Raw genomic sequence first — 12711 nt, forward strand, 5'->3', positions numbered from 1 at the left:
GGCCCGATGGCCCTGAACGTCGACGCACTGGAAGCCTGGGCCTTTCCCCGGCTCGAACAGGACTATACCGACAAGGATACGATGCTTTACGCGGTATCCCTTGGCTTCGGTCAGGACCCGCTGGATCCCGCGCAATTGCCCTTCGTCTTCGAAAACGGCCTGACGGCGGTGCCCACCATGCCCGCCATCCTGTGCCATCCCGGGCGATGGACGGCCGATCCGGCGCTGGGTGTCACCCTTAGCAAGGTAGTGCACGGCGAGCAGCGGGTCTTCCTGCATCGGCCGCTGGCCCCCGTGGGGCGGCTCTACGCCCGCGCCCGCGTGGCGGCGGTCGAGGACAAGGGGGAAAAGGGCGCGGTCATTCATGCGGCCCGCACCATGTTCGACGCGCAAACCGGCGCGCCCGTGGCCTCGGTGCTGCATTCCTCTTTCTGCCGGGCGGACGGCGGCTTCGGCCGCAGCTTCGGCCCGGTTCCACGGGCCACGCCCTGCCCGGAGCGGATCTCCGATTATGAGGTGGATGTGGCGACCCGTCCGGAACAGGCGCTGATCTACCGGCTGAACAGCGACTGCAATCCGCTGCACGCCGATCCGGCCTATGCCGCCAAGGCGGGCTTCGACCGGCCGATCCTGCACGGGCTCTGCACCTACGGGCTGGCGGTACGGGCGTTGTTGCCAACCGTGGCCGACGGCGATGCCGCCGCGATCCGCTCGGTCGAGTGCCGGTTCTCGCGCCCGGTTTTCCCCGGCGAGACGGTGCGCTTCGAGATCTGGAGCGAGCGAGACCGGGCCCATTTCCGCGCCCGTGTGGAGGCGCGGAACGTCACGGTGCTGGATGCCGGCTGCGCCCTGCTGGGCGACGGTCACCCGGCCCCCGGCTACGCCCTTTTGGAGGAAAGCGCATGAGTCTGCCCGAGGCCTTTCGCGGCCGGCTGCGGCTGCCCGTCATCGCGTCGCCGATGTTCCTTGTCTCAGGCCACGAACTGGTCGTGGCGCAATGCAAGGCCGGCATTCTCGGTTCTTTCCCGTCGCTGAACGCCCGGCCGGAAAGCGAGCTGCAGGTCTGGCTGACGACGATCCGGGAGGCGCTCGCGGCCCACGACGCCGCCCATCCCGAAGCCCCCGCCGCGCCCCACGCGGTGAACCTGATCTCGAACAGGTCGAACGCGCGTTTCGATCACGACGCGCAGGTCTGCATCGACAATGAGGTGCCGCTCCTGCTGACCTCGCTGTCGCCGCCCGGCGATCTGGTCAAGGCCGCGCATGGCTACGGCGGGCTGGTGTTTCATGACGTGACCACGGTGCGCCATGCCGAAAAGGCGCTGGAGCAGGGCGTCGACGGGCTGATCCTCGTCTGCAACGGCGCGGGAGGACATGCCGGCACGGCAAACCCCTTCGCCTTCTATTCCGAAGTACGGAAGTTCTACGGCGGCACCATCGTTCTGGCCGGCGCGATAGGCACCGGCGGGGCTATCCATGCCGCGCTGGGGCTTGGGGCGGACATGGTCTACATGGGCAGCCGCTTCATTCCCGCCGCCGAAAGCCGTGCCCCCGGCGACTACCGCGCCATGGTGATCGAGGCCGCCCTGAAGGACGTGATCTACACGCCCTTCTTCAGCGGGCTGCCGGCGAACTATCTGCGGCAAAGCATCGTGGCGGCGGGGCTGGATCCCGAGGAAGTCGCCGCCGCCAGCCGCGACAAGAGCCGCTACCAGGCGGGCGCCCGCTCCGGGGCCAAGGCATGGCGCGACATTCGCGGCGCGGGGCAGGGCGTGGGTCTGATCGACCGCGTCCAGCCCGTGGCGGAGATCGCCGATCAACTGGAACAGGAATGGCATGCGGCCGAGGCCGCCGACGATGCTGCCCGCGCGCTGCGGGCCGGCTGGCTGCGCACGGGAGGACGATGATGGGCCTGCATCTGGAAAAATCCGACGGCATCGGCCGTATAACCTTCGACACGCCCGGCCGCCGCAACGCGCTGTCGCCCGAGGAACGCTACGAGATGGCCGACATCGTCCGCGGCCTGCGCTACGATCCGGAGGTGCGCGTGGTGCTGATCCGCGGCGCGAACGGCGATTTCTGCGCCGGTGCCGATGTCTCACGCATGGGCAAGGATACGCAGGGCAGTGCCCGTGCAAGGATGCAGCGCGGCGTCTGCGGCGTCGCCCGAGAACTGGCGGCGCTGGAAAAGCCCGTTGTCGCGGCGGTCTCCGGCGTCGCGGTCGGCTTCGGCTGGTCGGTGGCGCTGGCCTCGGACGTGGTGATCGCCACGGAAACCGCCCGCTTCTCCATGATCTTCTCGAAGCGCGGTCTCGCGCCGGATGGCGGGGCGATCCATTTCCTGATCCGCCATATCGGCCAGCTGCGGGCCAAGGAGCTGGCCTTCTCCGGCCGCATCCTCCCCGCGCCCGAGGCGCTGGGCATGGGGCTGGTCAGCCGCGTGGTCCCGGAGGACCGGCTTGAGGTCGAGGCGGAGGACTATTGCCGCCAGCTTCTGGCGATGCCCACGCTCGCGCTCGGCATGACGCGGCATCTCTTTGAAGTGGCGACCGCGACGGATCTGGATACCTATCTGGATATCGAGGCTCATACCCAGTCTTTCCTGAACCAGAGCGAGGACTACAAGGAGGCCATCCGCGCCTTCATGGAAAAGCGCCCCGGTGTCTATCATGGCCGCTGAGGGGAAGGACATGCCCGGCGCCGACCCGGATTGGAACGGTATGCCGGAGGCGGAATTCCGCGGCATCCTGAGCGCCTTTATCGAGGATGAGTGCCCGGCCGGGCTGCGCCACTATCCGCACCGTTTTCCGGCCGAAACCACGATGCCGTGGTACAGGGCGCTGCACCGGCGCAACTTCATCGCGCCCGGCTGGCCGGTGGAATACGGCGGGATGGGGCTTACGCCCGACCGGCACCTCATCTTCATCGAGGAGATGGAATCCGCCGGCACGCCCTGGCTGCATGATGCCGGGGTGCGCAACCTCGGCCCGGCGATCATCGCCTGGGGCACGCAGGAACAGAAAGCCCATTACCTGCCGAAGATGCATGCGGGCGAGCATATCTGGTGCCAGGGCTATTCCGAGCCTGCCGCCGGGTCCGACCTCGCCAGCCTGCAATGCGACGGCCGGATCGAGGGCGGCCGTCTGATCATCAACGGCCAGAAGATCTGGACGACCTCCGCCCATGTCGCCAGCCACATGTTCGCGTTGATCCGCACCAACCGTTCCGGCCCCAAGCAGGAAGGCATCAGCTTCGTGCTGATCGACATGCGGCTGCCCGGCATCACCGTGCGCCCCATCGAGAACCTGTCCGGGCATCCGGACTTCTGCGAGGTGTTCTTCGACGATGTCTCTGTCGGCATCGAGTGCATTCTGGGAGAGCCCGACAAGGGCTGGGCGGTGGCGCGCTCCCTGCTGGGATTCGAGCGCATCTGGGCCGGCTCGCCCAAACGGGCGCTGAAGGTGCTGCTGGCGCTGCGCCGCCAGATGGAGGAGCGCGGGCTGCTGACCGGCGACTACTGGCGCGACCGGCTGGCACAGGCGATCTTCGACACGCAGGACGCGCAGGACATGTACGCCGGCTTTGCCGATCTGGTGCGCAGCGACGGCAAGGTGGGGGTCGAGATCTCGGCCCTGAAGATCTGGTCGACAAGCGTCTTCCAGCGCCTGTCGGAGCTGCTTCTGGAAGTGGCCGGCAGCGATGCGGTCCTCGCCGGCGAGGGAGCGTCCGACCTGCTGGCGCCCTATTACGAGAGCAGGGCGCCGACGATCTTCGCCGGCACGAACGAGATTCACCGCAACATTCTGGCGCGCTCGGTCCTGGGCCTGCCGAAATCTGACTAGAGGCTGGCGATGACAGTTCTCGACAGGGAAACAGCCACGCTTCTGCGGGATGCCGTGGCGAAACATGCCGAACGCCATGCCGATGGCGCGGCAATCCGGTCTCGGCGGGCGACGCTGCCGGGACCGCGCGCCGCCGAGCTTGCGGAGATGGCGCAGCAGGGCTGGCTGGCGCTCGCCATGCCGGAAGACGCCGGCGGACTCGGCATCGCCGCCGCCGCCGTCGTCGCCGAGGGGCTCGCGGGCTGCTTCACCTCGGATCCGCTGGCCGGCCTGTTCCTCGCCGGGCGAGTGCTGGCGCTCACGGGGGCGGAGCCCGACCTGATGGACGGGCTCGCCGCAGGCACCGCCCAACCGGTGCTGGCCTGGCAGGAAGGGCCGCAGGACTTTCCGCTACCTTCGGCGAAGACGATTTGTGCCGGCGGCAAGGCCAGCGGCGGTAAGGGATGGATCGCCGGTGCGGCCGGCGCCAGCCATTTCATCGTCAGCGCCAGCGACGACGGCGAGCCGGTGCTGGTGCTGGCGGCGGCGGATGCGCCGGGGCTCGTCCTGACGCAGCAGTTCCGCGCCGATGGCTCGGCCATGGGGCGGCTCGATCTGCGCGACGTTCCGGTCCGTGAACTCGCCCGTGGCGAGGCGGCCGCCGCAGCCCTGCGGCGGGCGCTCGACGAGGGCTCGGTTCTCGTTGCCGCTGAACTGATGGGCCATATCGACCGGATGATGGCGCTCACGATCGAGCATCTGAAAACCCGCCGCCAGTTCGGCAAGCCCATCGGCGCCTTTCAATCGCTGCAGCATCGCGCGGCGGACATGTTCGTGCGGCAGCGGCTGGCGCGCGCGGTGCTGGAGGCCGGGCTGTCGCGGCTGGACGCGCTGCCGGACGCGGCGGCGCACGGGATGCAGGCTGCCCGGCTGCGGGCGCGGCTGAACGACAGCGCCCTGTGGATCATGCGCGAAAGCATCCAGCTTTTCGGCGCCATGGGCATCACCGATGAGAACGACCTCGGCCTGCATGTGAAACGCTGCCTCAGCCTGATCGGCTGGCTCGGAAACAGCGCCGAACAACGCCGCTATTTCATGGATCTGGCCGCGCCCGGCGGGCGCCTGGCCGAAGGGGGGATTTAGATGAACGCAGAAATCAGACGGGCCGGGCTCGACGCCCTGTTCCGCCCCGGAAGCATCGCGGTGATCGGCGCCTCGGACGATCCGCGCAAGATCGGGGGGCGGCCGATCCGCTACATGCTGGAGGCGAAGTCGGCGGTGAAGGTCTATCCCGTCAACCCGACCCGCTCGCAGGTGCAGGGGCTGACTGCCTATCCCACGGCCGCCGCCATTCCCGATCAGGTGGATCAGGCGATCATCGCGGTGCCCGCGCGCCAGGCCGAGGCCGCCGTGGCCGATGCCTGCGCCGCCGGCGTGCGTTCCATCGTGATGTTCAGCGCGGGCTTTGCCGAAGCTGGGGATGAGGGTGCCGCCGCCCAGACCCGGATCATGAAGATGATCCGCGATGCCGGGGCGCGGATGATCGGCCCCAATGCCATGGGCTCGTTCAACACGGCGGACCGCGTCTTCTCGACCTTCTCGACCGCGATGGACCGGGGCACGCCCGCCGTGGGCCGGGTCGGCATGGTCAGCCAGAGCGGCGCGGTCGGGTCCTACCTGCAGAACCTGGTCATCAGCCGGGGCATGGCGATTTCCAAGTTCGTGGCAACCGGCAACGAGGCCGATGTGCAGGCCGCCGAATGCCTCGAATGGATGGCGCAGGACCCCGATACCGACGTGCTGATGCTCTATATGGAGGGCTGCCGCAACGGGCCGGCCCTGATCGGCGCCCTGCGCACCGCCCGGCGGATGAAAAAGCCGGTGATCGTGTTCAAGGCAGGCCGCACGGAGGCGGGCCAGACGGTTGCTGCCTCGCATACCGGGGCGCTGGCGGGTTCCGTGCAGGTTTTCGACGCGGTATTGCGCGAGGCGGGCGTGTACTCCTGCCAGACGCTGACGGAAATGGTCGACGTCACCTACGTTTGCGCGCAGGGCCGCCTGCCCGTCGACAAGACGCTCGCCATCGTCACCGTCTCGGGCGGCGTGGGGGTGATGTCCACCGATGCGGCGATGGAGGCGGGAATCGCGCTGCCGCCGGTTTCCGAGGCGACGCTGGCCGAAATCCAGAAGGAACTGCCGCTGGCCGTGGGGCTGAATCCGGTGGATACCACCGCGCAGACCGTCGGCGACCGGGCCATGCTGACGCGCGCGGTGGAGCGCGTGCTGCGCGACCGCCCCTTCGGTTCGGCGATGCTGTTCTTCGCCAATGCCGGGCGCAACGCCCGCGACATGGAAATCCTGGCCGGGCCCCTGCGGGCGCTTCGCGCGGAGTTTCCGGAAACGCAACTGGCGCTGTGCGTGCAAACCACGCCGGAATTCCGCAGCCAAATCGAGGGACTGGGCTATCTGGTTTTCGAGGACCCGGTGTTCTGCGTCAAGGCGCTGGCAGCGGCGGCCGAGCTGTCGGCCGTGCGGCGGCGCCCGCTGGTCACGCCCCAGATCGAGGCGCTTGCCCCGGTTGCGCTGACGTCCTCGCCGGACGAGGCCCGGTCCAAGGAGCTGCTGGCGGCGGCCGGGCTGCATTTCGCGCAGGAACGGGTGGCGGCCAATGCTGACGAGGCCGCTGCGGCGGCGGAGGCCATGGGTTATCCGGTTGTGCTGAAGGTGTTGTCGCCGCAGATCGCTCACAAATCCGAAGTTGGCGGCGTTGCGCTGAATTTGGCTGACGCCACGGCGGTGCGGGCGGCCTTCGACCGTGTGGTTTCGAATGCTGCCGCAGCGGCGCCAGCGGCGGACATTCGCGGCGTGACCGTGGCGCAGATGATCCGGGGCGGCACCCAGACCATCATCGGCGCGCATCGCGACCCGACATTCGGGCCGGTGGTGATGTTCGGCCTCGGCGGCATCTATACCGAGGTGCTGAAGGATACGGTTCTGCGCACGGCGCCGGTCACGCACGAGGCGGCGCTGGAGATGATCCGCTCGATCCGCGCCTTCGCCATCCTCGACGGCGCGCGCGGGCAGGAAAAGGCCGATCTGGACGCGATCGCCGGGGCCATCGTCAGGGTCTCCCAGTTCATCGCGGCGCAGGGTCCGGAGGTCGAAAGCGTCGAGATCAACCCCTTCATCGCCCTGCCGGAGGGCGGAGTCGGCGTGGACGCCCTGATTCATGTGAAGGCCTGAAGGCCGCCGTTCCGCGCGGCGGCGGTCGCATAACCGCAGCTTATCGTCACGCGACGAGATGTCATTTGCCAGGCGGCATCGCGAGGGCCCTACATGGACTCCGCAGCCGACTGGCCGCGAAACGGACGATCGCACGAGACGATCGCCGGAGGAGGAGATACCCGAATGAAAGCCGCTTTCAAGTCATGGATCGTGGGCTGCGGGCTTGCGCTTTGCGCAGCCCTGTGGGGTGGCCAGGCCTCGGCCGACATCGCCTCGCAATCCACGATCCAGATCGTCGTGCCGTTCAACCCCGGCGGCTCGACCGATCCCTTCGTCCGCTTTCTGGCGGAGGAACTGCAGCACAAGCTGGGCAAGCCGGTCGTGGTGATCAACAAGCCCGGCGCGGGCGGCGTGGTCGGCACGGCCGAGGCCGCGCGCAACTCCGGAGACGGATCGACGCTGCTGTTCTCCAGCTCGTCGTTCCTGACGGGGCCGGCCTACAATCCGAACGCCGGCTACGATCCGGTCAAGAAATTCAAAGCCATCTCGGTTCTTGGCTTCAACGAGTTCATGATCATCGGCTCGCCCGCCGCCGGGGTGACGACGATCGACGATCTCTTCGCCAAGAACAAGGCGGGCAAGATCGTCATGTCGACGGCCGGCGTCGGGTCATCGACGCACTTCGTCGGGCGGATGGTGTCGAACGAGCTGGGCCTGAAACCGAGGATCCTGCATATGAAATCCTCGGGCGAGGCGATGATGGAAGTCATCGCCGGCCGGGCGGATTACTACGTCGGGTCCGTCGGCTCCTCGGCGCCGTATCTGAACAACAATCAGGGCAAGGCGGTGCTGTATCTGGGCAAGGGGCGCCGCCCGGAATTTCCCGAGGTGCCGTCGGCCGCCGAAAAGGGCTTTGCCGAGGTCGAGGCGGCGCAATGGTTCGGCTTCTTCGCGCCGGCCGGGCTCAGCGACAAGGATGTGACCATGCTGAACCGCATGGTAGCGGAAATCATGCTGTCCGAAAAAGGTCGGGAGCTGACGGCCAACCAGGGCGTGCGGTTTGAAGACTGGGATGCCGCCGCGTTCCAGGCCTATATGGCCAGGGAATTCGCGAACTGGCAGGCGCTGGTCGCCGCCGGCATGGAGTGACCCTCCCGCCGATGGCAACGCTGCCTCCGTGCGGAGGCAGCCGCCCACCGCTCAGTCGTTCGACAGAATCCACTTCGCGATCACGGGCCAGGTTTCGGCGATGGTCTTGTGGCCCATGAACAGCCCGATATGCCCGCCGGGAACGAGCGCCGAGCTGATCTTTTCAGGCGGCGTTCCGAGCAGATCCTTCGCGGCGAACACCTGTTCGCGCGTCGTGATGTCATCCGCCTCGCCCGCCAGCAGAAACGCCGGGCAGGTGACGTCGCCCAGCTTCAGCGTGCGCCCGAGGCCGGTGAACTGGCCTTTCGCGAACCGGTTTTCCTTGAACAGCAACCGGATCGCCTGAAGGTAATAGGTTCCCGGCAAATCCAGCGGGTTCTCGTACCAGCTTTCGAAATGCTTCGTCCGCTCGACGTAGCTCTTGTCGTCCAGATGCTCATAGAGCGTGACGTACTTGTCGATATATTGCTTGTCGGGATGCATGTTCTTCCAGCCCGCCAGCATGAACTTGCCGGGCATGCGCCCCTCGCCCAACGCGACCATCTCTTCATAGGCCGCCAGCGGCATGGCATGGGCAAGCTCGCGGATCGGGCCGTGGCCCGCGTCCGTGTCGATGGGCGCGCCCGCAAGCACCAGGGAGGCGATCTTTTGCGGGAACCGGGCCGCCATCATGGCCGAGAGCCAGCCGCCCTGGCAGAGCCCCACCAGATGCACACGCCCGCCCAGGTCGTCGATCGCGGCATTCAGCTCCGCCAGATAGGTGTCGATGGAGAAATAGCGCATCTCGGGTGTGGCGCTTTTCCAGTCAGTCACCCAGACGGCAGGAGCCCCCGCCGCCAGCAGCGCGGCGACAAGGCTTTGCCCCTCGCCGAAATCGGCGATGGTCGCCCCGTGCCCGGCGTAGGGCGCATCGACGAGGATCGGCGTGCCCGTGCTCGGTATACCTTGGCCCGGTGTACCCTGGCCCGGTGTACCCTGGCCCGGCGTGCCGAATTCCCGCAGCAACATGGTGGAGAGATCGAGCCGCACGGTGTTCTTCGTGTGCCATACCGGCGCCGGCGGATTGTCGATCTCTTCCGCTTCCTTCAGGAAGCCGAGCAGATGATCCGGAACCGACAAGGCGGCCTGTTCCGCCGCGAACATCGCCGAAAGTGGCCAGAACATCGGGACGCTGTGTTCGCCCGCGCCCTGTCCGGTCCGCCGTGCTTCAACTTTTTCAGCCATCGCCTGCCATCCCTTCGGTAAGGTTCCCCGCGCCCGGTTCATACTCTCCCCATCTGGTAGCCGCGGCAAGTTGCATGTTCGTGACGGAAACGTCTGTCGCCCGGCCGCTGGAAACTGTCGTGTTTACATTGAAACAGGACAGTTTCCAGTTTCCTTATGTTGAGCGAATTCTGATCGATCAGATGATTCCATCTGATCGGAATGCGCTCTAGCCCGCCTTGCCGCTTCTGACTGCGAGCGGCGCGCGGGAGCGGCTGCGGGCGGCGAGCGCGTTGCGGATCGCGAAGCTCGAATGGATGCGCGATACGCCGGGCAGCGTCGAGAGAATTTCCGTATGGACGCGCTCGAACGCTGCCGCGTTTTCCACCTCGACGCGCAGCAGGTAGTCGGCCGAGCCTGTCATCAGATAGCACTCGCGGATCTCGGGATGCTTGCGCACCGCCGTCTCGAAGCGGGTGAGATAGTCCTCCGTCTGCCGTTCTAGCGTGATATTGACGATGACCGCCATGGTGGTTTCCGGCAGGGCGTGGTCGATGATGGCCGTGTAGCCCCGGATCACGCCGCTGTGTTCGAGCTGCCTGATCCGCCGCAGGCAGGCGGAGGGCGACAGGCCGACTTCCTCCGCGAGCCGGGCGTTGCTCATGCGCGCGTCGAGACGCAGCAGGCGGATGATGTTGCGGTCGATGGTGTCGAGACCGGTCATGCAGGAACCTTCCGTTTTGACGTCGATTATTGCACAAATTATCCAATAGTGAAATTTTCAGGCGCACTTTGCGCATCCATTGCGTGATCCTTGCGCTAGATTCGATGCGTTTTGCAGGTGGCCCGCTGTCGCGGCGGCAACCCCGGTGCCGAGGTGTTTCATGTACGACGACGTTTCTCCATCCCTCGCGCGGGAGATTTCCTGCGGCGTGCTGACGATCGATCTCGATGCGCTGGCGCGCAATTACCGCGCGCTCCGGGCGCGGCTTGAGGGAGGCGCCACCGGCGCCGTCGTCAAGGCGGATGCCTATGGCCTTGGCGCGCAGCGGGTTGCACCCGTGCTTTACGATGCCGGCTGCCGCGATTTTTTCGTCGCCCATCTCGGCGAGGCCCTGAAGCTGCGGCCCGTGCTCGGGCACGACGCGCGGCTCTTCGTGCTGAACGGCCTGCTGCCCGGCGCGGAAGGCCTGTGCGCCGATGCCGGCATCGTGCCCGTTCTCAACTCGCTCGAACAGGCGGCTAACTGGGCCGCGACGGCGCGGGAGCGCGGGCGGGAGCTGCCGGCGGTTCTCCAGTTCGACACAGGCATGTCGCGGCTCGGGCTTTCCGGCGGCGAGGTGCAGGCCCTTGCGGCCGATCCCGCGCTGCTCGCCGGGGTGCGCCTCGCCTATCTGATGAGCCATCTTGCCTGCGCCGACGAGCCGGGCAATCTGCAGAACGCCGATCAGCTCGCAGTCCTGCACCGCTGCGCCGCGCTGTTTCCGGATGTGCCTCTGTGCTTTGCCAACTCCGGCGGCATCTTCCTTGGCGCCGGCTATCACGGTGCGTTGGCGCGTCCCGGCATCGCGCTCTACGGCGGCGTTCCGGCTCCGGGGGCCGACAACCCGCTGTCGCCGGTCGTGCGGCTCGACGTGCGCGTGATCCAGACCCGCACGGTGCCCGCCGGCGCGCGCGTGGGCTATGGCGGCACCCACATCACGGCGGGCGAGACGCGCCTCGCGACGATCGCGGCGGGATACGCCGATGGCATCTTCCGCCACCTGAGCAACCGCGGCGCCGTCTATTTCGGCGGTGTGCGGCTGCCGATCGCCGGGCGCGTGTCCATGGACAGCATCACCGTCGACATCTCAGCGCTGCCGCCGGGAACGCTGCGGCTGGGCAGCCTCGTCGAGGTGATCGGCCCGCACCAGACGCTGGAGGACATCGCCGGGGCCGCCGGCACCATTTCCTACGAAATCCTGACCAGCCTCGGGCGGCGCTATCATCGTGACTATCCGCGCGCCGGCACGGCAACGGAAGAAAACAGGGGAACCGCATGAACATCGTCATTCTCGGCTCGGGCGTGATCGGCGTCACGTCCGCCTATTATCTCGCGAAGGCGGGCCACAAGGTCACGGTGCTCGACCGCCAGCCCGGTCCCGCGCTTGAGACGAGCTTCGCCAACGCCGGCGAAATCTCGCCCGGCTATGCCTCGCCGTGGGCCGCGCCCGGCATTCCGCTGAAGGCGCTCAAGTGGCTGTTCATGAAGCATGCGCCGCTGGTGATCCACCCGGTCGCCGCGCTCGCCTCCTGGCGCTGGATGTTCGCCATGCTGTGGGAGTGCTCAGAGGAGCGCTACAAGATCAACAAGGGGCGGATGGTGCGCCTTGCCGAATACAGCCGCGACAGCCTGATCGCGCTGCGGGCGGAGACGGGCATCGCCTACGACCACCGCACGCAGGGCACGCTGCAGGTGTTCCGCACGCACAAGCAGCTCGACGGCGTCGCCAAGGACATCGCGGTGCTGAAGGCGGACGGCGTGCCGTTCGAGGTGCTGGACGCGGCCGGCTGCGCGGCGGCGGAGCCGGGCCTTGCGCGGGTGCGGGACAAGATCGTCGGCGGCCTGCGCCTGCCGAACGACGAGACTGGCGACTGCTTCAAGTTCACCAACGAACTGCACCGGATTTGCGAGGGGCTCGGCGTCGAGTTCCGCTTCGGCGTCGATATCCGCCGCCTGCGGGTGGCGGGAGACCGCATCGCAGCCGTCGAGACGGCGACCGGCGACATCAAGGCCGACCTTTTCGTCGCCGCGCTCGGCAGCTACGCGCCGGGGCTGCTCGCGCCGCTCGGCCTGCGCCTGCCGGTTTATCCGGTGAAGGGCTATTCGATCACGCTGCCCGTCGTCGACGAGGCGCGCGCGCCGGTCTCCACGGTGATGGACGAAACCTACAAGGTGGCGATCACCAGGCTAGGCGACCGCATCCGGGTGGGCGGCATGGCGGAGATCGCGGGCTTCAACCTCGATCTGCCCCAGGCGCGCCGGGAGACGCTGGAACATTCCGTCGAGGACCTCTTCGGCGGTGCCGGCGACCGGAGGCAGGCGACCTTCTGGACCGGTCTGCGGCCGATGACGCCGGACGGCACGCCGGTGATCGGCCCCACGCGCTACGCGAACCTCTTCCTTAACAGCGGCCACGGCACGCTCGGCTGGACCATGTCCTGCGGCTCCGGCCGCGTGCTGGCCGACCTGATCGGCGGCACGAAGCCGGACATCGAGACGGCAGACCTCGCGCTCGACCGCTACGGCGCATGAGCCGCTGAAGCGCGCCGG

11 protein-coding genes are annotated in these 12711 nt (G+C 67.6%); 9 read left to right on the forward strand and 2 right to left on the reverse strand.

The window, feature by feature from the left end; translation table 11 throughout:
• Nucleotides 1-6: 6 nt before the first annotated feature.
• From ACFFJ7_RS00885 to ACFFJ7_RS00915, 7 genes are all read left to right on the forward strand, one after another.
• Nucleotides 7-906 carry a MaoC/PaaZ C-terminal domain-containing protein gene (locus tag ACFFJ7_RS00885; protein WP_377590318.1) on the forward strand — a complete coding sequence of 300 codons (900 nt, stop codon included), beginning with the start codon at nt 7-9 and terminating at the stop codon, nt 904-906.
• On the forward strand, nt 903-1907 hold the full coding sequence (locus tag ACFFJ7_RS00890; RefSeq protein ID WP_377590320.1) for an NAD(P)H-dependent flavin oxidoreductase: 1005 nt from the start codon (nt 903-905) through the stop codon (nt 1905-1907). The genes ACFFJ7_RS00885 and ACFFJ7_RS00890 overlap by 4 nt, the downstream gene beginning before the upstream one ends.
• Nucleotides 1904-2680: an enoyl-CoA hydratase/isomerase family protein gene (locus ACFFJ7_RS00895; RefSeq protein WP_377590322.1), complete on the forward strand. Its 777-nt coding sequence runs from the start codon at nt 1904-1906 to the stop codon at nt 2678-2680. The genes ACFFJ7_RS00890 and ACFFJ7_RS00895 overlap by 4 nt, the downstream gene beginning before the upstream one ends.
• On the forward strand, nt 2670-3842 hold the full coding sequence (locus ACFFJ7_RS00900; RefSeq protein WP_377590324.1) for an acyl-CoA dehydrogenase family protein: 1173 nt from the start codon (nt 2670-2672) through the stop codon (nt 3840-3842). Before ACFFJ7_RS00895 ends, ACFFJ7_RS00900 begins: the two co-directional genes overlap by 11 nt.
• Nucleotides 3843-3851: 9 nt before the next feature.
• Entirely contained in the window at nt 3852-4964 is a 1113-nt protein-coding gene (locus ACFFJ7_RS00905) for an acyl-CoA dehydrogenase family protein (RefSeq protein WP_377590326.1), read from the forward strand.
• A complete protein-coding gene (locus tag ACFFJ7_RS00910) occupies nt 4965-7064 on the forward strand; it encodes an acetate--CoA ligase family protein (protein ID WP_377590328.1) in 2100 nt (699 codons plus the stop codon).
• Nucleotides 7065-7229: 165 nt separating this feature from the next.
• Nucleotides 7230-8195, forward strand: coding sequence for a Bug family tripartite tricarboxylate transporter substrate binding protein (locus ACFFJ7_RS00915; protein WP_377590330.1), 966 nt, complete (start codon nt 7230-7232; stop codon nt 8193-8195).
• Between the two features lie 51 nt (nt 8196-8246).
• On the opposite strand, the gene ACFFJ7_RS00920 is transcribed toward ACFFJ7_RS00915, so the two are convergent.
• Both ACFFJ7_RS00920 and ACFFJ7_RS00925 read right to left on the reverse strand, forming a co-directional pair.
• Entirely contained in the window at nt 8247-9419 is a 1173-nt protein-coding gene (locus tag ACFFJ7_RS00920) for an alpha/beta fold hydrolase (protein WP_377590333.1), read from the reverse strand.
• 208 nt (nt 9420-9627) lie between these two features.
• Entirely contained in the window at nt 9628-10122 is a 495-nt protein-coding gene (locus tag ACFFJ7_RS00925) for an Lrp/AsnC family transcriptional regulator (RefSeq protein ID WP_166953775.1), read from the reverse strand.
• Nucleotides 10123-10282: 160 nt separating this feature from the next.
• On the opposite strand from ACFFJ7_RS00925, the gene alr reads away from it, so the two are divergent.
• Nucleotides 10283-11440 carry an alanine racemase gene (gene alr, locus ACFFJ7_RS00930; protein WP_377590336.1) on the forward strand — a complete coding sequence of 386 codons (1158 nt, stop codon included), beginning with the start codon at nt 10283-10285 and terminating at the stop codon, nt 11438-11440.
• Complete coding sequence (locus tag ACFFJ7_RS00935) at nt 11437-12693, forward strand: D-amino acid dehydrogenase (protein ID WP_166953779.1); 1257 nt, start codon at nt 11437-11439, stop codon at nt 12691-12693. The genes alr and ACFFJ7_RS00935 overlap by 4 nt, the downstream gene beginning before the upstream one ends.
• The last annotated feature ends 18 nt before the right edge of the window (nt 12694-12711 follow it).

Origin of the sequence: Pseudochelatococcus lubricantis (assembly GCF_042432495.1) — a bacterium.
Classification (GTDB): Bacteria; Pseudomonadota; Alphaproteobacteria; order Rhizobiales; family Beijerinckiaceae; genus Pseudochelatococcus; species Pseudochelatococcus lubricantis.